This is a genomic window from Acidovorax sp. NN32 (assembly GCF_057597245.1).
The window spans coordinates 2758611-2778614 of record NZ_CP199679.1 but is presented as its reverse complement, the minus strand read 5'-3'; the positions used below and the strand labels follow the sequence as shown (position 1 = coordinate 2778614).

Sequence of the window (20004 nt, the reverse complement as noted above, 5' to 3'; positions counted from 1 at the left end):
GGGCGTTGCGACCGCCAAGGCGGTAACAATGAATCTCCGTTCTTTTCTTACTATCGGAGGGGTCCCATGAGCGCTTTGACTTTGACCAACAGCACCTCGTACATCGCCCAGTACGTGATTCACCGGGGTGGGCTGGCCCTCGCCCGCCTGCCGGGCCTCACCCCCGGCGCGACGCTATCCGTCCCGGAGGCCGAAACTTTCGAGATCACGGCCAGCACCATACTGGAAGGCAACACCTATACCTCCGCACCGATAGCAGTCAGTGGTGCGACCCGTTTTCTGGCGCAGGTGAAGCAGCAGCGCGCCCAGCAAACCTACGAATTCGAAGTGGTGACAACACCCAGTAGCGTTGCCAACCAGATGCAATTCGAAAAAACCAGCCTTGGCCCGGTGACCTTCCAGATCACGCACCAAGGTGTGCCAGTGCAAGACGTCGTAGTGCCTGACTCATTCGTGCAGGTCACGGTGGAAATCAGCGATGTCTACTCCGTCTACGCCGTCATCAATGGCATCACGACTGACAGCGTGACCACATCCAATCCCAACGCCACCGTCACAGCAGTGTCCGAAGCGACCGACATGGAGTTTGGCTACTTCACCCTGGTGATCTCCTGAGCCCTGGCGTGCCAAGCCCCACGCGAACAGCACGGCGGCCTTTGCACGGAGCCCACTGCGGGTCGAAAAGGCTCGTCACCCCACCAGGTCCTTCACCTGTTGCAGCGCCGCCGGGTCTTCCATCGTCGTCAAGTCACCCGGGTCGCGCCGCTCGGCCACGGCCTGGAGCGCGCGGCGCAGCAGTTTGCCGCTGCGGGTCTTGGGCAGCACGGTCACGAAGTACACACGCGACGGCCGGGCCACCGCGCCGAGCTGGTGGTCCACCTGCTTCATCACCTCGCCTTCGAGCTTGAGGCGCGCGGCATCGTCCGTGAGGCCCGACGCATCGCGTGCCACGGCAAATGCCATGGCGACCTGGCCCTTCAGGCTGTCGGCCACGCCCACCACGGCCACTTCGGCGATGTTGGGGTGGGAGGCAATGCTCTCCTCGATCTCGCGCGTGCCCAGGCGGTGGCCTGCCACGTTGATCACGTCGTCCGTGCGGCCCAGGATGAAGTGGTAGCCGTCGGCGTCGCGGATGCCCCAGTCGAAGGTGCTGTAGATCAGCCGACCGGGAATGCTCTTCCAGTAGGTGTTCACAAAACGTGCATCGTCGCGCCACACGGTCTGCATGCAGCCGGGGGGCAGCGGGCCTTCGATGGCGACCACGCCCTTCTGGTTGGGGGCGGTCAGCTCTTCGCCGTTGCTCTCGTCGATCAGCTTGACGTGGTAGCCGTACATGGCCTTGCCGGGGCTGCCAAAGCGTGTGGTCTGCTGCTCCACGCCATTGGCCAGCGTCAGGATGGGCCAGCCGGTTTCGGTCTGCCAGTAGTTATCGATGATGGGCACCTGCAGCGCGTCGCTGATCCACTGGGCCGTGGGCTCGTCCAGCGGCTCGCCCGCCAGCCACAGGGCCTTGAGGGTGGAGACGTTGTACTTCCTGAGCCAGCTGGCGTCCTGCTTCTTGAGCACCCGCACCGCCGTGGGTGCCGAGAACATGTGGGTGACCTGGTACTTTTCGACAATGCTCCACCACACACCGGCATCGGGTCGCGTGGGCAAGCCTTCGTACATGATGGTCGTCATTCCCGCGATCAGCGGGCCATAGACGATGTAGCTGTGACCCACCACCCAGCCGATGTCGCTGGTCGCAAAGTAGGTGTCACCCGCTTTGGCATCAAAGATGTGCTTCATGCTGGCGGCCAGCGCCACGGTGTAGCCACCAGTGTCGCGCTGCACGCCCTTGGGTTTGCCCGTGGTGCCGCTGGTGTACAGCGTGTAGCTAGGGTGGGTGGACTCCACCCATTCGCACGGCACCACGGTGTTCAGGTGCTGCTCGCGCAGCGGCGCCCATTCATGGTCGCGGCCCGGCTGCAGGTGCATGGGGGCCAAGCCGCGGTTCACCATGAGTACAGCGGCGGGCTTGTGTTTGGAGAGCGCAATGGCCTCGTCCAGCAACGGCTTGTAAGGCACCACCTTGCCACCGCGCGACCCGGCATCGGCGCTGACCACAGCCACGGGTTCGGCGTCTTCGATGCGCGAAGCCAGTGAGCCCGACGCAAAGCCGCCAAACACCACGGAATGCAGTGCACCAATGCGCACGCAGGCCAGCATGGCAAAGGCGGCTTCGGCAATCATGGGCATGTAGATGAGCACGCGGTCGCCCTTCTTCACCCCCAGGCTCTGCAACACGGCTGCCATGCGCTGCACCTCGGCATGCAGCTCGGCAAAGCTGTAGCTGCGCTCGGTATCGGTTTCGGTCGAAATGGCCACCAGCGCCGCTTGGCTGGCGCGCGTGGCCAGGTGCCGGTCTACTGCGTTGTGGCACAGGTTGGTGGTGCCGCCCACAAACCATTTGGCAAAGGGCGGGTTGCTGTAGTCGCACACCTGCTGGGGCTGCGTCTTCCAGTCGATCAGCTGCGCCTGTTCGCTCCAGAAGGCGTCGCGGTGGTCGATGGACTGGCGGTAGAAATCAGCGTAAGCGGTCATTGTGGGGGTCTCCTCGGCATCTCTCTCGGCCTGCCAAGACAGCAGGTTTTGAATTCATAATTATTCATAACGGGCTTGCGGCAAACTGACGCAGGGCTTGGCATCGGCCCTGAATCCACTTACACGGGGCCACATCTCCATGGACAAAGCGACTGCCGCCCTGCATTGGGCGCTGTTCCTGTGTACCGCATGCTTTTTGCCCGCTCCGCTCCCTTGTATGACCAGAAGCACCCGGCATGCAAGGAATCTTTGGTGATGACGATTTCTGAAATAGAAATAACTATTTCACTACTTAATGCATATACTTCAATACCATGTGGTCCACCCTCATCATGACGCTGCCGACGCAGCCCAACGCCGTGCGGCTGCGCATCTGGCGCAATCTCAAGGCACTGGGTTGCGCCGCCCTGCGCGACGGCGCCTACCTGTTGCCTGAAGAACACGCGGGCCTGCTGGCCCCCATTGCCACCGAGGTGCGAGAACACGGCGGGACGGCCATGCTGCTGACTCTTACTGCGCCGGACAGCGCACAGCGCCAGGAGATCGAAGCGTTGTTCGACCGCACAGAAGCCTTCACTCAGTGGCGCGACACGGCCACCGCCTTGCAGGCGGAGCTGGCACAGCTCACGGAAACCGAAGCGCGCCGCCGCTTGCGTGGCATTGCCGACGCCCTGCAGGCCTTGCACCGCACCGACTACTACCCCAGCGGCGCCGCCGCGCAGGCCGATGCCGACCTGGCCACCCTGCGGCAGGCCCTGGACGCCTGCTTTTCACGCGGGGAGCCTGCCGCCCTGCCCGCCCATGGCATCAAGCGCCTTGACACCGCCCAGTTCCAGAACCAGCGCTGGGCGACGCGGGCGCGGCCCTGGGTGGACCGACTGGCCTGCGCCTGGCTGATCCGCCGATTCGTTGACCCGGGTGCGCGTTTTGTGTGGCTGGCCGATCCGGCATCGCCGCCTGCTGATGTCCTGGGCTTTGACTTTGATGGCGCCCGGTTCACCCATGTGGGTGCCCTGGTGACCTTCGAGGTGCTCATTGCCAGCTTCGGGCTGGAGACCGACCCCCGCCTGCAGCGCCTGGCCCGCGCCGTGCACTATCTGGACACCGGCGGCATGCCCGTGCCCGAAGCCGCTGGGCTGGAGGCCGTGCTGGCCGGCCTGCGCGAAGTGCATGCCGACGACGATGCCCTCGCCCAGGCCGCCGCGCAGGTGTTCGACGCCTTGTATGCCGTGCCGCCCACCCTTCCATCCTCCCAGGCTCCGCTGACCAGCGCCGCTCCATGACCACCCCTGCACCCACCCCCTCCGCCCTGGACCGCCCCACCCCCGTAAGCTTTGGCGAGGCCTTCCTGTTCTGGCTCAAGCTCGGTTTCATCAGCTTTGGCGGGCCTGCGGGCCAGATTGCGATCATGCATGCCGAGCTGGTCGAGCGCCGCCGCTGGATCAGCGAAAAGCGATTTCTGCACGCCCTCAACTACTGCATGCTGCTGCCCGGCCCCGAGGCGCAGCAGCTGGCCACCTACATCGGCTGGCTCATGCACCGCACCTGGGGCGGCATCGTGGCCGGGGCGCTGTTTGTACTGCCTTCGCTCTTCATCCTGATCGCGCTGTCGTGGGTGTACCTGCGGTTTGGCGACGTGCCCGTGGTGGCAGGCATCTTCTACGGCATCAAGCCCGCTGTGACCGCGCTGGTGCTGCATGCGGCCCACCGCATCGGCACGCGGGCTCTCAAAAACGGCTGGATGTGGGGCATTGCGGCTGCGTCTTTTGTGGCCATCTTTGCGCTCAACACGCCCTTCCCGGCCATCGTGCTGGCCGCCGGGCTCATCGGTTACTTTGGTGCGCAGCGCTGGCCTGCCGTGTTCGCTCTGGGAGGCGGCCATGCCAACGGCCACAAGGGCTACGGCCCGGCGTTGATCGACGACGACACGCCCACGCCTGCCCATGCCCGCTTCTCGCGCAGCCACCTGGCCAAGGTGCTCGCAGCCGGGCTGGCGCTGTGGCTCGCGGCCATGGCCGTGCTGGTGGCCACGCAGGGCTGGCAGGGCACGCTCACGCAGATGGGCTGGTTCTTCACCAAGGCCGCGCTGCTGACCTTTGGCGGCGCCTATGCCGTGCTGCCCTACGTGTACCAGGGCGCGGTGGAGCAATACCAGTGGCTCAGCGGCCCGCAGATGATCGACGGCCTGGCGCTGGGCGAGACCACGCCCGGCCCGCTGATCATGGTGGTGGCCTTCGTCGGTTTCGTGGGCGGCTGGCTGCAGCAGGTGTCGGGGCCGGAAGCGCTGTTTGCAGGCGCTGCTACAGCCGCCACGGTGGTGACGTTTGTGACCTTTCTGCCCTCGTTCATCTTCATCCTCGCGGGCGGCCCGGCGGTAGAGGCCACCCACGGCAAGCTCGGTTTCACCGCCCCGCTGTCGGCCATCACCGCCGCTGTGGTGGGTGTGATCCTGCACCTGGCGCTGTTTTTTGCCTACCACCTGCTATGGCCCAAGGGTTTTGGCGGGGCGTTCGATGCCGTGTCGGCGGTGATCGCCGTGGGCGCACTGGTGGCGCTGTTCCGCTTCAAGCTGGGGGTGATGCCGCTGCTGGGGCTGTGCGCGGCCGTGGGGCTGGCAGTGACCTTCCTCAAACCCTGGCTGGCCTGAACCAGTTGTCATCCACTTCCCGGGAGTATCCCCATGCAAGCACGCCCCCAAGCCCTTCCCCTTGACCCGGCCACGCTGCCAGGCCTGTCCGAAAGGCTGCTGCGCAGCCACCACCAGAATAACTATGGCGGTGCGGTGGCGCGGCTCAACGCCATCCGGGCGCAGCTCTCGGGGCTGGACTTTGCCTCCACGCCCGGCTTTGTCGTCAACGGACTCAAGCGCGAGGAGCTGATCGCCAGCAATTCGATGCTGCTGCACGAACTGTACTTTGGCAGCCTGGGCGGCGGTGGCGCCGCCCCTGCCCCCGGCATGTTGCTGGCCCTGGCAGCCAGCTTTGGCAGCGCTGAGCGCTGGCGTGAAGAGTTTGTCGCCATGGGCAAGGCACTGGGCGGCGGCTCGGGATGGGTGCTGCTGGTGTTCCAGCCGCGCGATGGCACACTCGTCAACCAGTGGGCCAGCGACCACACCCAGGCTGCTGCCGGTGGGGTGCCCATCCTCGCGTTGGACATGTATGAACATGCCTACCACCTCGACCACGGCGCTGCAGCGGGCGCGTATGTCGATGCCTTCATGGCCAATATCGACTGGCCTGCCGTGTACGAGCGCTACCAGCGCGCGGTCCACGCCGCTAGCGAGGGCTTGGAGGCATCGGTACAAGACGCGCAGCAGGCATGCCATCGCATCGATGTGCGCCGCGCTGGTGTTTACAACGCCGCCACCACCATCCTGCCCAATGCCCCCTGGCGCGACCCGGTGGCCATCGACGCCTGGGCCGGTGAGCTGCCGACCGACGAAGAGGTGGTGGTGTACTGCGTCTATGGCCACGAGGTCAGCCGTTCCACCGCGTTGCGCCTGCGTGCCGCAGGCATCAAGGCGCGTTTTCTGCAAGGTGGCATCGACGGCTGGATCGCGTCGGGCCAACCGGTGCAGGCCAAAGCCTTCACATTGCCCGCGGGTTGAGCCGGGACTGACTGGACACCCGTCCACAGCTTCGTTGTATCTCTAAAAATGATAGCTATCAGCGCTTGGTGGATATGCGCTAGAGGCAAAAATCACTCCCATTTCTAATCGCGGCCCCGTGTGTCGCAATGATCGGGGTTTGGGCCCATTCCATGCGCCATACCTTGGCTCACTCAGAGGCCGCCCAAACCTCTACCCATCTCACGATGCCGGTTCAGCAACCGCCCGGGTGCGCAGCCTGCGCTCATAGGACTCCCGCTCGCTGAAAGCCACAATGCGCCGCCCGCGGTAGTGCGCGTATTCGTCCACAAAGGCCTGCACGCTTGCGTACGGCCCGGCGATGTGGCCTGGGCGTTTGGAATCGGCAAAAAAATAATGCTGCCCGCCCCGTTCGAACGACACCAGCCAGTGTCGGCGCAGCGTGTTGCCGCGCACGGAGACGGGGTCGAACTCGATCATCAGGTAGCGCGGCTGCACGCCGGGTTGCAGGGTTCGCAGTGTCTCCAGCGCAAAACGGGCCACGTCCACACACACGCCGCTGGAGGCTGCAAAAAAGGCGTCAGGCGCCAGGATGGGCATGCGCCCGCTGGCCTGGCGCTGGGTTTCAGACAGCTGCATCGCGCGGTCTGTGTCGTACCGGAACCGCGCGCCAATCCAGGCGTTGATGTCTTCTGGACTCTGCCAGCGCTGCAGCGCTTCGTCGTATGTCGGCGCGTCGATGAATGGGCCACGCGGGGCAAACGCCGCCTCGGGGGCGTCGGAGTTGGGATCCGCGGCCTGTGGGACTGCACTGCAGCCACTGAGCGCCGCCAACGTCGTGAACGTCGCCAATAGCCATGCACACGACGTAAAGAACGACCGCCTCGCCCCTTCAGGCGCCGCGCGGCGCAAGTTGACCCAAAAAACAGGGGAAGACGAAGAATAAAAACGTCGGTACATGAAAAAACCACCTTGTTGGGCTGCCCAAGCATAGGCTTTGGGCGCTCGGGTGTCTTCAATTCGATGACCGCCGCTGACCAGTGCTACCTCACGCCGCTGCCCCCCCAACGCGCAGGGTCTGGCGCCCAGCCCTCGTTATCGACAATGTCCAGCAAGGCGCCCACACTGCTCCCCAGCTCCACGGACAAAACCTCGACCGCAGCTTGTGCCCCGGCATCGCGGCGCTGCGCTGTGGTCACAAAAGCGGTAAACGCGGCCCAGTCGCGCGCCACGTGGTCCACCAGAATGCGCGCCAGCTCATACGACAGCAGGTTGCCGTCGTCGGTGCGCTGAAACGACGTGCCCGCCCAGAACTCCTGCATGCGCTCGGGCGTCCAGAAGCGTTGGTGCAGATGGTGCAGTTGCGCGGGGGTGTGCTGTGCCGGTGGCGCGCCCTTCAGGCGGCGCTCGGTGTTGACAGCCAGGCCCTCATCCAGCCAGGTGGGCAGGTGCAGGTGGGCCAGCGCGCTGTGCGTCATCTCGTGGGCAATCACCGGCTCGATGGCTGCAAGGTCGGCCGCCACGACCACAAAATGCGGGCAGCCGAAGTGGATGAACATGCCGCCGCTGCGCGCAAACTCACCGTCCGATCCATAGAACTGCGCGACGTAGTGGTAGTAGGTGTCCTCGTCATCCAGCACGAGCAAGATGCTTTTTTCGGCCACGGGGAAATGCGCCATGCCCGCCAGCAGCCGGTCGATGCGCTGACGTGTGGTGGTCACATAGCGCGCGGTGGCGCGCGCCACTGACGGTTCCAGCGGCGACAGGATGAAGCAATCCGCCCCTTCGTGCAGATGCATGTGCGTGCCCAGCGCATCGCGCAGGTGCAGCAGCCAGGCGCGTCGGCCCTGGTTCAGCGCGTCGGCCACGGCCGCCGGTGCACGATTGCCCGCGCCGTGGGCCCAGGCGTCCAGCGCGGGCCAATCCAGCTGCGGCAGATTCTGTGTGTTTTGCAGATGCCCCCGTACGTCAAAACTCGCAACGCCTGGCGCCTCAAGGTGCTCGGGGGCTGGCTCGGCCTCCCCTGCACCAGATTCACCGGGCGCCGGCACTGCGGCGGACTGCAGGTGGATCTTCACCAGCCAGGCACCCAGGAACGGCAGCACCCACACACCGCCCGTCAGCATCGTTTTGCGAAAACCTTGCAGTCCGGTGCGCACAATCTGGCGGGTGGCCTGGACATTCAGGACCAGCAACACCACGAGCAGAACGAGGCCAATCAAGACAGGGGACATGGGCGAATGGGAGCAATCAGCGCCCTCGGCGGTGCCTAACGAGCACTACTATTTTGATAGCTGCTAGCGCTTGATAGATAAGCGCCAGAGGGCAAAAAGACTCAAAAACTGGCTACTTGATCAAGCCCAGCACATCCTTGAACGCCGGGTGCTCGCAAGTGCCCAGCCATTCAAACGCCACCATCTCGGTGGTCACCAGCTCGGCGCCCGCGCCGGCCAAGCGGTCGAAGGCGGCGTCGCGGTTGCGTTCGGTGCGCGAGCCGCAGGCGTCGGTCACCACCCACACCTCAAACTCGTCCTCGAGCAAATCAAGCGCGGTCTGCAGCAGGCAGACATGGGCTTCGCACCCGGCAATGACGATGGTGCCGCGCTCGGGCTCCTGTTGAGCGGGTTTTTGAAGGTGCTTGGGCAGGCTGCGCGCGTTGCCGCCCTGCTGGGGCTTGGCCGGGGGGCGCAGCCATTCGCCCAGGCCTTCTTCGGCGGCGCTGAAGTGCATCTTGGCCAAGGTCTTCTGGCACAGGGCGCGCAGCGCGGGGTCATTGGCACCCAGTCGCGAGGGGTTTTGCTCGGTGCCCCACACGGGCACATCCAGCATGCGGGCGATCTCGGCCAGGCGGCGTGCGTTGGCCAGCACGGCGGGGCCTTCAAAGATGGCGGGCATCAGGCGCTCCTGGTAATCGACCAGGACGAGTTGGGATTCGGTGGCGTCAAGCAGCATGGTGGAACCGTTTCTGTGTTCGTTGTATCGCTGTGCGGGCGCAGCGTGGGAGGCAATGGCGCATTGTCGCAGCCCTGTGCCCGGGTTTTCAGGTGCGAAGGACGGCCTGCAGCGCGGTGGCCAGCGGCCCGGCCATGCGCACGGCGTTGCTCGGGTGCGGGATGCAGTCCGTGCTCCACACCTCCCCCACCCCGGCTTCATGCAGCACCTGCAGCGCATCGCCCGCAAACAGCGCATGCGTCACAGCCACATCCACCGATGCCGCGCCCGCCTGCAGCAGCAGCCGCGCCGCCAACGCCAGCGTGCGGCCGGTGCTGGCCATGTCGTCCAGCAGCACCACGGCCCGGCCCTGTGCGTTGAGTGGGGGCAGTTCGATGGCGACATCGCGGTCGCCATGGCGGACCTTGGTGCAGACGGCATGGTCAAAGCCGTGGCGGGCGGCGGCCTGGGCGATCCACTGGGCGGATTCGCCGTCCGGGCCTACCAGGAGTGCATTGGGGCGCCGATCAGCGATCAGGTCGGCCAGTGGCTCGGCGCCGCTGAGCACCACGGCCTGCGGCACTGTAATGGCCTGCTCCAGCCGGTCTATGCGGTGCAGGTGCGGGTCCACCGTGATCACCGCGTCGAACAGGCCCGCCAGAAACCCGCCCACCACCTGCTGGCTCACGGCCTCGCCGGGGTGGAAGGCGATGTCTTGCCGCATATAGGCCAGGTACGGCGCTATCAGCGTGAGCTGCTGCGCGCCCAGGCTGCGGGCCGTGCGCGCGGTCAGCAGCAGTTCCACCAGCTTTTCATTGGGCTGGTGCAGGCTGCGCAGCAGCACCACCCGCCGGGGCAGGCGGCCCGCCGCGTTGACGGGCAAACGCAGCTTGAGTTCACCATCGGGGAAGCGGTGGCGCTCGATGGCCTGGGCAGTCATACCAGCTGCCTGCGCCAGGCGCAGCGCAGGGGCCTCTTCGTCAGCAAAGTACAGCAGACACGCTTGGTGGGGGGCAACAGTCACTGTCAGAACTCCACAAAAACCTTGGGCACCTCGTCGGCGGTCCCCAGGCGGTAGCCGGTGTCACGCTCGCACGCATGGCGCGCAAACTCCAGGTCGGCGGGGTAGCTGGCGTGCACGCGGTACAGCACGTCCCCGGCAGCTACGGTGTCGCCCAGCTTGTGCATCAGGTCCACCCCCGCGCCGGGCACCTTGGGGGCCCCTGCCAGTCGGGCCACGCGGGCGATCTGGTAGTTGTCGATGCCCGCCACCACGCCGCTGGCGGGCGCCACCACGTTGAGTGTGAGGGCACCCAGCGCCGGGTGGTTGTGGTCAAACCCCGTGCTGCCCTGAGCGGCAATGATGGCGTTCATGCGCGCCAGCGCCCGGCCAGAATCAAGAATGTCGCGCGCAATCGCGTAGCCGTCGCCGCCGCGCACATCAGGGTCGCACTCGATCAGGCGCCCAGCCAGGCGCAGCGCCTTCTGCCGCAGGTCGTCGGGTGCGCGCGGGTCGTTCTGCAGCACGCGCATCACGTCGCGCGCCTCCAGCACCGGGCCCACGCCGTTGCCCACGGGCTGGCGGCCATCGGTGATGACCACGTCCAGCGACAGGCCCATGCGCCGCGCCACATATTCAAAGAGGCGGCGCAGGCGCTGCGCGTCGGGCATGGAGCGCACCTTGGCCGTGGGGCCTATGGGGATGTCGAGCACGAGGTGCGTGGCACCGGCCGCCACCTTTTTGGACAGGATGGACGCCACCATCTGCCCGGCAGAGTCGATGGACAGCGGCCGCTCCACCGAGATCAGCACATCGTCGGCGGGCGACAGGTTGGCCGTGCCGCCCCAGGCCAGGCAGCCCCGGTAGTCGCGCACGATGTCGGCCAGCTGCTCCAGCGGCAGCTCGACCTTGGCCAACACCTCCATGGTGTCGGCCGTACCGGCGGGCGAGGTGATGGCACGCGAAGACGTCTTGGGGCACAACATGCCGTGCGCCGCCACGATGGGCACGACCAGCATGGTCGTGCGGTTGCCGGGGATGCCGCCAATGCAGTGTTTGTCCACCACCAGCGGTTCGTGCCAGTCCAGCCGCCGGCCGCTGGCCACCATGGCATCGGTGAGGAAGAACACCTCCTCCCGGTCCAGCTCGCTGCGGTGGCAGGCCACTACAAAGGCGGTGAGTTCGATCTTGGAATACCGGTGGTCGGCGATGTCGCGCACGATGGCGCCAAAGTCCTCGCGGGTGAGGCGCTCGCTGGCGATCTTGCGGAACAGCGCGCCCATCGATTCGGGAGGCTCGGCCTGGGCGACCGACACGGTGTGGCCGTTGTCCACGCCCAGCTGGGCAAACGCGTCTTCCGACAGGCCCAGCTCGTTGCAACCCACGATGGCAGGGTCGTCCACCACGTTGACCGTGGCCAGGATACGGCGGCCATTGGCGCGCACCTCGATCTTGGATAGGGCCTGGAAGCCCTCGGCCCGATACACGGCGCAGTCGCGGTGCAGGTAGGCGACGTTTTCGCGCCAGGTGTCGATGGCCACGCGGCGCAGGGCCAGCTGAGACCGGGGTGGCGCGTCGGCCGAAGCGGATGGCTCTGCGGGATCAGAGGCAGGAGAGGAAGAAGAGGACGGCTCGGAATGCATCGCGTCAGCCTAACTCCAAAGTGACCACCAAGACCCTGGGAACACCCCGCGCGACGGCGTCTGGAGCGTAGATCTTTCAGCCGCCATGACCTAGGTCAAGACTGCCATGCCTCCTGCGGCGGTTTCACTCCCGTTCTCACGCTTGTCAGTTCGGCTGCAGCCGCAGCAACCGCCCTTGTGGGCTGTCAGTCACCATATAGAGCAAGCCATCCGGCCCCTGGCGGACATCACGGATACGTTCGCCATTGCCTTGCAGCAGTTTTTCCTCACGCTGTACCTTGCCGCCCGCCACCTCCAGGCGGTGCAGGGTGCCAAATTTGAGCGAACCGATGAACAGGCTCCCCTGCCACGCTGCGCCATAGCGCGCGCTGGTCAGAAAAGCCACGCCCGACGGCGCAATCGACGGCACCCAGTAGTGCAGCGGCTGCTCCATGCCTGCCTTGGCTGTGCCTTCGCCCAGCTTGCCGCCGCCGTAGTTTTCGCCATAGGTAATCACCGGCCAACCGTAGTTGCGGCCCGGCTGGGGTTGGTTGATTTCGTCGCCACCCTGCGGGCCGTGCTCGTGCATCCACAGCTTGCCGTCTGGCCCCAGCGTTGCACCCTGGGGGTTGCGGTGGCCGTAGCTCCAGATCTCGGGCAAGGCGCCAGGTTGTTTGGCGAACGGGTTGTCGGGCGGCACGGCCCCTTCGGGGGTGATGCGGATGATCTTGCCGTGGTGGTTGTCGAGCTTTTGGGCATCGTCCTTGCGGTGGTAGCGGTCACCCAGGGTCAGGAACAGGTTGCCGTCCGCCGCCTGCACGATGCGGCATCCAAAATGCAGGCTGCTGTCGACCTTGGGCCGCTGGCTGAAGATCACCTTGACGTCCTGCAGGCTGCGAGCATCCTCGGACAGCGTGGCCCGGGCCAGCGCCGTGCTGTTGCCGCGTGCGCCCGCCGCTGCGGGCTCGGAAAAACAAAAGAAGATGCGGCGGTTGCGGGCAAAGGCAGTGTCCGTCACCACATCCAGCAGGCCGCCCTGCCCGCCTGCTGCCACAGCAGGCACCCCGGCCAGCGGGGGGCTAACCTGCCCGCTGGCACTGACAACCCGCATGCGCCCCGGCCGCTCAGTGATCAGAAACTGCCCCTGCGGCAAAAAGGCCACCGCCCAAGGGTGATCCAGGCCCTGAGCCATGGGCACCAGCGCCACCGCCGGTGTGGTGTTCTGGGCGTCAGCACTGACTGAAACCCCTGCCACTACCAAAAATATAGCTGCTTGCGCTTTTGCAGCAAGCGCTGGAGGCATTTTTGACTTGAATTTCATAAGGCTGCGCTCCTGAAAAAGCGATGGAAACCCCCCGTCCCCGGGCGACGCCCGAGGTGCATCGTCGGAGTGTGCCTGCAGGGGCTTTCAGGGCCTTGTGATCCCTGGGGAGACCCGGGGTTTTGATTTACTTCAACGAAATCAACGGCTTGCAAAGGTGATTATTTTCGATAAGCAAGCGTTGCGTGTTACCCTTCGCCCCCATGTCCCGATGGCTTTGCATACTTCTCCTGGCCTGCGCCACCACCGCCCAGGCTGCGCCGCAAGCGGCAAACCCTGACGATATGGACCGTTTCATCACGGACAAAGGCCTGCTGACGCGGCTGGAAGACGTGAGCCACAAGGTGGCGGACCGGGCCCACACCGTGGCCGACCAGGCATCTTCCCTGGTGGTCAACGCCATGGGGTTTCTGGGCGTGCCCTATAAGCGTGGTGGCAGCAGTGCCGAAACAGGCTTTGACTGCAGCGGCTTCGTGCGTGCCATGTACGAACAGACCGTGGGCCTTTTGCTGCCCCGCCGTGCAGATCAGCAAGCTGCCGCCACCCAGGTCATCGACAAAAAAGAGCTTCAGCCGGGTGATCTGGTGTTCTTCAACACCATGCGCCGCAATTTCAGCCACGTGGGCATCTACGTGGGGGACAACAAGTTCATCCATGCTCCTCGAAGCGGCGCCCAGATCCGTGTGGAAGACATGGGCGTGGCCTACTGGGCCCGCCGCTTCAATGGTGCGCGCCGCGTGGCGGGCACTGCCGACGGCGACACCGCGCAAGCCAAGTAACCGCCTACCTGCGGCACCGGTTACTTTTTGATCTCGTACACCGTTTCGGTGCTGCGGATCGGGCCTCCCACGACATTCACCGGCCCCAGCGAAGGGTCACGCAACATGGCTTTGGCCGTGGCCATGTCGGCCTGATAGCGTGCCCGGGCCTGGGACTCACAGCTTCTGCGCTCCGCCGCAGCCATGGTGCGGCATTCCTCCAGGCTGACCTTGAGGCCTCCGCCTGCCTCGCGGATGGCGGTCTGGTAGCGTTGCTGAGGGGTCGTGTCCGGTACCGCACCGCGCGCCAGCGAAGCCTCATCGCCATTTTGTGCGGCCGCAGTGGTGGGCAGCGCCACGGCGCCCCCCAGGGCCAGCGCGGCCATCAACACTAGGGAGAAAGAACGGGTTTTGGGGATTTGGGTCATCAGTCTTCCTTAAAGTGCAGACGCTTGAATGTAGGGCCCAGCGCACGCAGGCTTGGCAAGCACCCGCCGCACCAGGATGTCAGACAGCACCCACAACCCGCTACCGACCGCTTGCAGCGTCATCCAACGGCGCCGACACGCGGAGCGAACGCACGGCGAGAACAGGCGACGGCGCGCCACCAGACGGGACGCCCACAGGGCGCGTTGTCCGACACCCCCACTTTCCCGCCTTCTTTAGAGTCAGCGCATCGCCGTCGTAACAACACAAGGGGAAACAAATATGGTGTCATTGATCGGAACGCTGGTGGTCGGTCTGGTGGTGGGTCTTCTGGCCCGGGCCTTCAAGCCGGGGGATGACAAGCTGGGGTGGATCATGACCGCACTGCTCGGGGTGGCGGGTTCATTTCTGGCCAGCTACCTGGGCCTGGCCATGGGCTTGTACCAGCAGGGCGAGGCCGCAGGCTGGATCGCTTCGGTGGTGGGCGCCATGCTGCTGCTGGCGGTATACAGCCTTGTGAAGGGCAAAAACTGATGGAATGATGGATTCACTGCTACTGTTGGCAGCCGCTCCTTCTTTCGCCGACATTTCATTCAATACCACCCAACCATGCCCACTTCCCTGCAGATGGCAGCTGGCAATCCCGCCTTGGCTGCCGCCGTGCAACGCAGCCGCAAATTGCTCCATCGGCGTGCCCTGGTGGCTGCCGCCGCCAGTGCCGTGCCTGTGCCCGGGCTCGATTGGGCGGTGGATGCCGCATTGCTCTCACGCCTGCTACCGCAGATCAATGCCGAGTTCGGCCTGTCGGCGGCGCAGATTGACCAACTCGAACCGAACAAGCGCGAGCAGGTGCAAAAAGCGGTGAGCCTTGTGGGGTCGGTGCTGATCGGCAAGCTGATCACACGCGAACTCGTCATCCGCGCCACGCAGACCGTGGGTCTTCGCCTGACGACCAAACAGGCCGCCAAGTATGTTCCCCTCGCGGGGCAGGCTGTGGCTGCCACCATTGGCTATGCCACGCTGCGCTACCTGGGCGAGCAGCACTTGAAGGACTGCGTTCGCGTGGTGCAGGAGGCACAGCTGCAGTTGCCCGCACCTAAGGCATCTCGGTAATCCTGCTGAGAACCTGCGAGGGCTACGCCGCAGATGGCGTGGCCCTAGCGTCTGGGTACATCAATCGGCCTTGAAACCCGTGGCGGCCACTGCTTTGCCCCAGGTCACCGTGTCGGCGGCAATGGTGCGGGTAAAGTCCTGCTGGCTGGTGCCCGTCACGCGGAAACCGGCCTCTTCCATCTTCGCCTTGCCTTCAGGCGACTGCACGGCCCGCACGATGTCGGCATTGAGCTTGGCAATGATCTCGGGGGGCGTCTTGGCGGGTGCCACGATGCCAAACCACGATGAGAACTCCAGATTGGCGTAGCCCTGCTCCTTGATGGTGGGCACATCGGGCAGCGTGGGCGTGCGCGTGGCCCCGGTGGTGCCCAGCGCGGCGAGCTTTCCAGCCTTCACGTTGGGCGCGGCCAGCCCCACGCTGGCAAACACGCCCTGCACGTCGCCACTGAACAGGCCGCCCAGCGCATCCGACGTGTTCTTGTAGTGCACGGGCTCTGGCTTGAGCTTGACCGCGTCCCCAAACATGAAGGCGCCAAAATGCCCCGGAGTGCCGGCGCCAAAGGTGGCCAGGAACAGGCCCTTCTGCTGCTTGGTCCAGTCCACAAACTCCTTCACGTTGCGTGCCGGCACCTTTTGGGGGTTGACCAGCAGCACAAAGTCGGACGTGACCACCTGGCTCACAGCGGCGAAGTCCTTGGCCGGGTCGTAGGGCAGCTTGTTGTAGCTGCTCGGGGCGATGCTGAGCTGGCCCGTCTCGCCCAGCATGATCGTGTAGCCGTCCGGCGCGGCGCGGGCTGCTTCGCCCGCTGCAATGAGGCCACCAGCGCCGGGTTTGTTGTCCACGATCACGCCCAGGTTGCCCCAGCCTTCCGACAACTTTTGCGCCAGCAGGCGCGCCACGATATCGGGCCCCGTGCCCGCCGGAAAGCCCACGATGATGCGCACCGGCTTGTTCGGATACGCGCCGCCACTGGCTTGCGCCTGCGCGCCCGACCAGGGCAGCAGGCTGGCGGCCAGAGTGACCGCTGTGGCAAGCAGTGTGCGGCGTGTGCCGCTTTTTCGTGCATCGGCGGCGGGGGCGGAATGGAAAGAAGGCGTCATGGTTGTCTCCAGGAGTTCTGTCAGTGTGGTCAAGGGAAAAAAGAATGCAGCGCTGGGTGGTCAGAAGGAGGAACCGGGCTCCTAAAGCAGCTCGAAAAAACGCATGACCACAGCGTCGGGATAGCGGGCACCCGTGCCCACAAACATGCGCTCGCCCATCCAGGAGAGCGCGGGGGCAGCGGTCTCGAAGCTCGGGCTGCAGCGGAAGTAGATCTGTGCCGGGTCCACCGGCTCGCCGCGCACCAGGCGGGCAATCAGCTCCGGCGGCCCGGAGCGCACGGCCCGGTTCTGTACATAGATGAAGTCGCCTGCGTCGGTCTCCAGCACGTAGCGCGCATCCAGCTCTGACAGCCGGTCATTCACGATGAGCTGAAAATCCGCACCGCCTGGCAGCACCCGGGCGCTCCAGCCATCGCCCGTGGCGGTACCGCCGGTGATGGGAATCAGGCGGCGCAGGCCATGCACGGTCTGCCCCACCTGCTGGGGTGCCCCCACTTCCACACGCAGATCGGCAAAAAATTTCAGCCGAGGTTCGGCCAGGGTCGGTAGGTCAGGCATAAGAGGGCTTGGGCTGCAGAATGAGTCATGACTTACGCAAACAGGGTTCAGGCAAGCGGTTCACCCCAGAGCGAGGCGGCCGCTGCATCCCGGTTTGCGTAAACCCTATTGGTTATGAACCTAGCGTAAATCCCGTGGCGCAAACCCCCTGTCATCCCAGAGGATGACAACGCAATGACACGGCGTAACCCCCACCCCTGCCCGCCATGAGGCAATGGACCCCTTCCCCACCGTCTGCCACCGGCAGGCAGGCCACCACGGGCCCGGCGGGCCATGCGCTGGCGGGCATGGTGCACCGGCTGGGCGAACCCGGTTTTGCGTCGGGCTTGCTGCAGGACCTGGCCCCCGTGCTGCCGGCTGCCTCGTGGTCGGTGTACCGCACAGGGCATCGCTGCAAGCCCACGCTGTTCATGTCGGCCAGCCTGGGCGTGCCAGACACCACGCAGGACTGCTGGTGGGCCTACCTCTCAGGCCCCTACCGCCATGACCGCACCTGGGGCCGCTCCTTTGACGAAGCGGCGCCCGCAGAATCCCCTACCCGCCTGTGCCACCTGACGGCCCGGGAGGTCGATGGAGAGCACCGCGCCCGGGTGTACGAGGCCCATGGCGTGGCCGAGCGCGTGTCGGTAGTCGAATACGAAAGCGATGGATCGGTATTTGCCGTCAACTTCTACCGCCACCAGCACCAAAAACCCTTCCGCGATGCCCACATCGGCGGCTTCGAGGCGGTGGCGCCCGTGCTGCTGGCGCTGGCACGCAAACACATTGCACTGTCGCACAGCGACACCCTTGCGCCCGCCGCCTGGCCACGGTCTGGAAGCGCCGGCTTGGCATTGCCGCAGGCCGAACACCCTGCCCGGCACGGCCCCCTGCCCGCCAGCTTGCCCGCGCTGCGTGAGCGCCTGCTGCGCGTGCACGCCGACTTCACGGACCGCGAGCTGGACGTGTGTGCCCGCCTGCTGCAGGGCATGACACACGAGGGCATCGCCAGCGACCTGGGGCTGGGCGTGCCCACCGTCAAAACCTACCGCAACCGCGCCTTTGCGCGCCTGGGCATCCACTTTCGCAACGAGCTGTTTGCGCGGGTGCTGAGCGGTTAGCACGAAGGCCACTGCCCAGGTAAGGGGCGACGCTGGGGACAAGTCCTTCGCTAACGGAACAGCTCGGTTGCGCTACAGCCAGCGGTGTATGCAGGCGCAGAGCCGTCCCCCAAGCCGATTGGTTGCCGAAGGCTGTCCTTGCGTTGTCTGCGGCGGCCCCACTCACCGCAGCACCTTCCACCATCCCCCTGTTAACAAAAGTTTTCCTGGAGGTGCAGCGCATCTGTGGCCTGTGTCCGGCTCGCCGCAGTGCGGCTTCATCCCCACTTAATCTTGGCCGCGTCCAATGCAGTTTGTGGGCAGTCAGTCCACATGTTCAAACCCACTGACACCAACATTCACCATGAAACTGCATATCACCGCCCTTGTTCTCGCCCTTGGTTCTACCGCTGCATTTGCGGGCCCCACCTGCAATGTTCCAGAAGAAAAATGGATGAAAGAAGCCGACTTCAAGGCGGGGCTCGAAAAGCAGGGCTACCAGATCCGGACCTTCAAGGTCAGCAAAGGCAAGTGCTACGAAATCTACGGTCTGGACAAGGCGGGCAAGAAAGTGGAGATCTATTTCGACCCCGCCACCGGCGCTGAAATCGAGCGCAAGTAAGCCTCAGCGAAGCGTCCCGTCCAGCCCCCTCGCCTGCACCCCGAGTCGCCCATGAAGCCCGTCCCTCTCCACCACCCCCCTGCCGGCACCAAGGTGTGGGACCCGTTTGTCCGCATTTTTCACTGGAGCCTGGTGAGCTGCGTGGTCCTGAACCAGTTTGTTCTGGAGCCCGGAAAAACAGCACACGAGTGGGTGGGCTACACCGCCAGCGCCCTGGTGCTGGCGAGGCTGGTCTGGGGCTTCGTAGGCAGCCGCCACGCGCGGTTCAGTGACTTTTTCCCCACCCCGCGCAGACTGGCAAAGCACCTGGGCGCACTTCGCAATGGCGAGCATCCGGTCTACGTGGGCCACAACCCCCTCGGGGCGCTGATGATGCTGGCCTTGATGGCCATCGTTCTGGCCCTGGGCGTAACGGGGTGGATGCAAACCACCGACACATTCTTCGGCGAAGAATGGCTGATGGAGTTGCACGAGGTGCTGGCCAACGGACTGCTGCTGGCGGCAGGGTTGCACGCTGCGGCGGCCATCGTGATGGGGCGGCTGGAGCGGGTGCGCCTCGTGCGGGCCATGGTCACCGGCACCAAGCAGCACTTTTGACGGACCAGACTCGCATGCGACTGTTGCTGCTGGAAGACGATCACACTCTGGGCGAAGGCTTGCGGGATTTTCTGCAGCACGACGGCTATCTGGTGGACTGGTGCACCACCCTGGCGCAAGCGCGGGGTTTGATCACAGAGCCCTACGACGCCTGGCTGCTGGACTGGAACCTGCCCGACGGCTCCGCCCTCGACTGGCTGCGCAGCCTGCGCGCCAAAGGGGCTAAGACACCGGCCCTGGTGCTCACCGCGCGTGACATGCTCAGTGACCGCATCCATGGCCTGGACAGTGGGGCCGACGATTTTCTCGTCAAGCCCTTTGCACCCGAAGAGCTGTGTGCCCGGCTGCGTGCACTGTCCCGCCGGATGACCGGCGGCACGCCCAGCAAGGCGTTTGGCGCGGTGGAGGTGCTGCTGGCCGACAAAGAAGTGCGGCTGCACGGCCAGCGGGTGGAGTTGACCGCCCGTGAATGGGCGGTGCTGGAGGCGCTGGTGTTGCGCGCGGGGCGCACGGTTTCCACGTCGGATCTGGAGGCACTGGTGCTGGGGCTGGACAGCGACCTGGCCAGCAACGCGCTGCAGGTGCACGTTTTCAATCTGCGCAGCAAATTGGGCAAGGACGTGATCCAGACGGTGCGGGGCATGGGCTACCGCATTCCTGCACCCGTTGCCCCGCCGACGGCACTAACGGCCTCTACGGGCTAACGA

21 protein-coding genes are annotated in these 20004 nt (G+C 65.3%); 11 read left to right on the top strand and 10 right to left on the bottom strand.

Translation table 11 applies throughout. The features are described 5' to 3' along the window. Positions 1–66 precede the first annotated feature (66 nt). Positions 67–615 carry a hypothetical protein gene (locus tag ACT89O_RS13015; protein WP_487260236.1) on the top strand — a complete coding sequence of 183 codons (549 nt, stop codon included), beginning with the start codon at positions 67–69 and terminating at the stop codon, positions 613–615. A gap of 75 nt (positions 616–690) precedes the next feature. On the opposite strand, the gene ACT89O_RS13010 is transcribed toward ACT89O_RS13015, so the two are convergent. Beyond that, entirely contained in the window at positions 691–2625 is a 1935-nt protein-coding gene (locus ACT89O_RS13010) for a propionate--CoA ligase (protein ID WP_255354221.1), read from the bottom strand. 272 nt (positions 2626–2897) lie between these two features. Between ACT89O_RS13010 and ACT89O_RS13005 the strand changes: the two genes are divergently transcribed. From ACT89O_RS13005 to ACT89O_RS12995, 3 genes are read left to right on the top strand one after another with little or no spacing between them, the layout of a single operon-like run. Next, on the top strand, positions 2898–3866 hold the full coding sequence (locus tag ACT89O_RS13005; protein WP_487260235.1) for a chromate resistance protein ChrB domain-containing protein: 969 nt from the start codon (positions 2898–2900) through the stop codon (positions 3864–3866). Next, positions 3863–5230: a chromate efflux transporter gene (chrA, locus tag ACT89O_RS13000; RefSeq protein ID WP_487260234.1), complete on the top strand. Its 1368-nt coding sequence runs from the start codon at positions 3863–3865 to the stop codon at positions 5228–5230. Before ACT89O_RS13005 ends, chrA begins: the two co-directional genes overlap by 4 nt. Before the next feature lie 33 nt (positions 5231–5263). Beyond that, the gene (locus ACT89O_RS12995) at positions 5264–6190 is read left to right on the top strand and encodes a Fe-Mn family superoxide dismutase (RefSeq protein ID WP_487260233.1); all 927 of its coding nucleotides are present in this window, start codon (positions 5264–5266) and stop codon (positions 6188–6190) included. Positions 6191–6391: 201 nt separating this feature from the next. Here the strand turns inward: ACT89O_RS12995 and ACT89O_RS12990 are convergent, their stop codons facing one another. From ACT89O_RS12990 to ACT89O_RS12965, 6 genes are all read right to left on the bottom strand, one after another. Next, positions 6392–7021 carry a transglutaminase-like domain-containing protein gene (locus tag ACT89O_RS12990; protein ID WP_487260232.1) on the bottom strand — a complete coding sequence of 210 codons (630 nt, stop codon included), beginning with the start codon at positions 7019–7021 and terminating at the stop codon, positions 6392–6394. Positions 7022–7212: 191 nt separating this feature from the next. Then, complete coding sequence (locus tag ACT89O_RS12985; RefSeq protein WP_487260231.1) at positions 7213–8403, bottom strand: hypothetical protein; 1191 nt, start codon at positions 8401–8403, stop codon at positions 7213–7215. A 112-nt stretch (positions 8404–8515) separates the two neighbouring features. Continuing rightward, the gene (locus ACT89O_RS12980) at positions 8516–9121 is read right to left on the bottom strand and encodes an isochorismatase family protein (RefSeq protein WP_055396123.1); all 606 of its coding nucleotides are present in this window, start codon (positions 9119–9121) and stop codon (positions 8516–8518) included. A gap of 88 nt (positions 9122–9209) precedes the next feature. Then, positions 9210–10124, bottom strand: a complete 915-nt coding sequence (locus tag ACT89O_RS12975; protein ID WP_487260230.1) for a ribose-phosphate diphosphokinase — start codon at positions 10122–10124, stop codon at positions 9210–9212. A 2-nt stretch (positions 10125–10126) separates the two neighbouring features. Further along, complete coding sequence (locus ACT89O_RS12970) at positions 10127–11743, bottom strand: thymidine phosphorylase family protein (RefSeq protein WP_487260229.1); 1617 nt, start codon at positions 11741–11743, stop codon at positions 10127–10129. A gap of 145 nt (positions 11744–11888) precedes the next feature. Further along, entirely contained in the window at positions 11889–12914 is a 1026-nt protein-coding gene (locus ACT89O_RS12965) for a PQQ-dependent sugar dehydrogenase (protein ID WP_487262858.1), read from the bottom strand. Between the two features lie 332 nt (positions 12915–13246). Between ACT89O_RS12965 and ACT89O_RS12960 the strand changes: the two genes are divergently transcribed. After that, the gene (locus tag ACT89O_RS12960) at positions 13247–13822 is read left to right on the top strand and encodes a C40 family peptidase (RefSeq protein ID WP_055395932.1); all 576 of its coding nucleotides are present in this window, start codon (positions 13247–13249) and stop codon (positions 13820–13822) included. A 20-nt stretch (positions 13823–13842) separates the two neighbouring features. On the opposite strand, the gene ACT89O_RS12955 is transcribed toward ACT89O_RS12960, so the two are convergent. Continuing rightward, a complete protein-coding gene (locus ACT89O_RS12955; protein WP_055395930.1) occupies positions 13843–14229 on the bottom strand; it encodes a hypothetical protein in 387 nt (128 codons plus the stop codon). Positions 14230–14509: 280 nt separating this feature from the next. Between ACT89O_RS12955 and ACT89O_RS12950 the strand changes: the two genes are divergently transcribed. After that, positions 14510–14761 (top strand): GlsB/YeaQ/YmgE family stress response membrane protein, encoded by a 252-nt coding sequence (locus ACT89O_RS12950; RefSeq protein WP_487260228.1) that lies wholly within the window; start codon positions 14510–14512, stop codon positions 14759–14761. A gap of 75 nt (positions 14762–14836) precedes the next feature. Further along, positions 14837–15340: a hypothetical protein gene (locus tag ACT89O_RS12945; RefSeq protein WP_487260227.1), complete on the top strand. Its 504-nt coding sequence runs from the start codon at positions 14837–14839 to the stop codon at positions 15338–15340. A 60-nt stretch (positions 15341–15400) separates the two neighbouring features. On the opposite strand, the gene ACT89O_RS12940 is transcribed toward ACT89O_RS12945, so the two are convergent. Both ACT89O_RS12940 and ACT89O_RS12935 read right to left on the bottom strand, forming a co-directional pair. Further along, complete coding sequence (locus ACT89O_RS12940; RefSeq protein ID WP_487260226.1) at positions 15401–16441, bottom strand: Bug family tripartite tricarboxylate transporter substrate binding protein; 1041 nt, start codon at positions 16439–16441, stop codon at positions 15401–15403. Between the two features lie 81 nt (positions 16442–16522). Next, a complete protein-coding gene (locus tag ACT89O_RS12935; protein WP_055395923.1) occupies positions 16523–16999 on the bottom strand; it encodes a DUF3237 domain-containing protein in 477 nt (158 codons plus the stop codon). 206 nt (positions 17000–17205) lie between these two features. Between ACT89O_RS12935 and ACT89O_RS12930 the strand changes: the two genes are divergently transcribed. The 4 genes from ACT89O_RS12930 to ACT89O_RS12915 all read left to right on the top strand — a co-directional run bounded on the left by ACT89O_RS12930 (position 17206) and on the right by ACT89O_RS12915 (position 20001). After that, entirely contained in the window at positions 17206–18099 is an 894-nt protein-coding gene (locus tag ACT89O_RS12930) for a helix-turn-helix transcriptional regulator (RefSeq protein ID WP_199731209.1), read from the top strand. A gap of 343 nt (positions 18100–18442) precedes the next feature. Continuing rightward, entirely contained in the window at positions 18443–18700 is a 258-nt protein-coding gene (locus ACT89O_RS12925) for a PepSY domain-containing protein (RefSeq protein ID WP_121506444.1), read from the top strand. A 51-nt stretch (positions 18701–18751) separates the two neighbouring features. Beyond that, the gene (locus ACT89O_RS12920) at positions 18752–19297 is read left to right on the top strand and encodes a cytochrome b/b6 domain-containing protein (RefSeq protein WP_487260225.1); all 546 of its coding nucleotides are present in this window, start codon (positions 18752–18754) and stop codon (positions 19295–19297) included. A gap of 14 nt (positions 19298–19311) precedes the next feature. Then, on the top strand, positions 19312–20001 hold the full coding sequence (locus ACT89O_RS12915; RefSeq protein ID WP_487260224.1) for a response regulator: 690 nt from the start codon (positions 19312–19314) through the stop codon (positions 19999–20001). The last annotated feature ends 3 nt before the right edge of the window (positions 20002–20004 follow it).

Excerpts from the sequence above, each read along its gene's own strand:
- ACT89O_RS13015 (WP_487260236.1), top strand. The coding sequence starts at position 67 with ATGAGCGCTTTGACTTTGACCAACAGCACCTCGTACATCGCCCAGTAC.
- ACT89O_RS13005 (WP_487260235.1), top strand. The coding sequence starts at position 2,898 with ATGTGGTCCACCCTCATCATGACGCTGCCGACGCAGCCCAACGCCGTG.
- chrA (WP_487260234.1), top strand. The coding sequence starts at position 3,863 with ATGACCACCCCTGCACCCACCCCCTCCGCCCTGGACCGCCCCACCCCC.
- ACT89O_RS12995 (WP_487260233.1), top strand. The coding sequence starts at position 5,264 with ATGCAAGCACGCCCCCAAGCCCTTCCCCTTGACCCGGCCACGCTGCCA.
- ACT89O_RS12985 (WP_487260231.1), bottom strand. The coding sequence starts at position 8,403 with ATGTCCCCTGTCTTGATTGGCCTCGTTCTGCTCGTGGTGTTGCTGGTC.
- ACT89O_RS12980 (WP_055396123.1), bottom strand. The coding sequence starts at position 9,121 with ATGCTGCTTGACGCCACCGAATCCCAACTCGTCCTGGTCGATTACCAG.
- ACT89O_RS12970 (WP_487260229.1), bottom strand. The coding sequence starts at position 11,743 with ATGCATTCCGAGCCGTCCTCTTCTTCCTCTCCTGCCTCTGATCCCGCA.
- ACT89O_RS12965 (WP_487262858.1), bottom strand. The coding sequence starts at position 12,914 with ATGGCTCAGGGCCTGGATCACCCTTGGGCGGTGGCCTTTTTGCCGCAG.
- ACT89O_RS12960 (WP_055395932.1), top strand. The coding sequence starts at position 13,247 with ATGTCCCGATGGCTTTGCATACTTCTCCTGGCCTGCGCCACCACCGCC.
- ACT89O_RS12955 (WP_055395930.1), bottom strand. The coding sequence starts at position 14,229 with ATGACCCAAATCCCCAAAACCCGTTCTTTCTCCCTAGTGTTGATGGCC.
- ACT89O_RS12950 (WP_487260228.1), top strand. The coding sequence starts at position 14,510 with ATGGTGTCATTGATCGGAACGCTGGTGGTCGGTCTGGTGGTGGGTCTT.
- ACT89O_RS12945 (WP_487260227.1), top strand. The coding sequence starts at position 14,837 with ATGCCCACTTCCCTGCAGATGGCAGCTGGCAATCCCGCCTTGGCTGCC.
- ACT89O_RS12940 (WP_487260226.1), bottom strand. The coding sequence starts at position 16,441 with ATGACGCCTTCTTTCCATTCCGCCCCCGCCGCCGATGCACGAAAAAGC.
- ACT89O_RS12935 (WP_055395923.1), bottom strand. The coding sequence starts at position 16,999 with ATGCCTGACCTACCGACCCTGGCCGAACCTCGGCTGAAATTTTTTGCC.
- ACT89O_RS12930 (WP_199731209.1), top strand. The coding sequence starts at position 17,206 with ATGAGGCAATGGACCCCTTCCCCACCGTCTGCCACCGGCAGGCAGGCC.
- ACT89O_RS12925 (WP_121506444.1), top strand. The coding sequence starts at position 18,443 with ATGAAACTGCATATCACCGCCCTTGTTCTCGCCCTTGGTTCTACCGCT.
- ACT89O_RS12920 (WP_487260225.1), top strand. The coding sequence starts at position 18,752 with ATGAAGCCCGTCCCTCTCCACCACCCCCCTGCCGGCACCAAGGTGTGG.
- ACT89O_RS12915 (WP_487260224.1), top strand. The coding sequence starts at position 19,312 with ATGCGACTGTTGCTGCTGGAAGACGATCACACTCTGGGCGAAGGCTTG.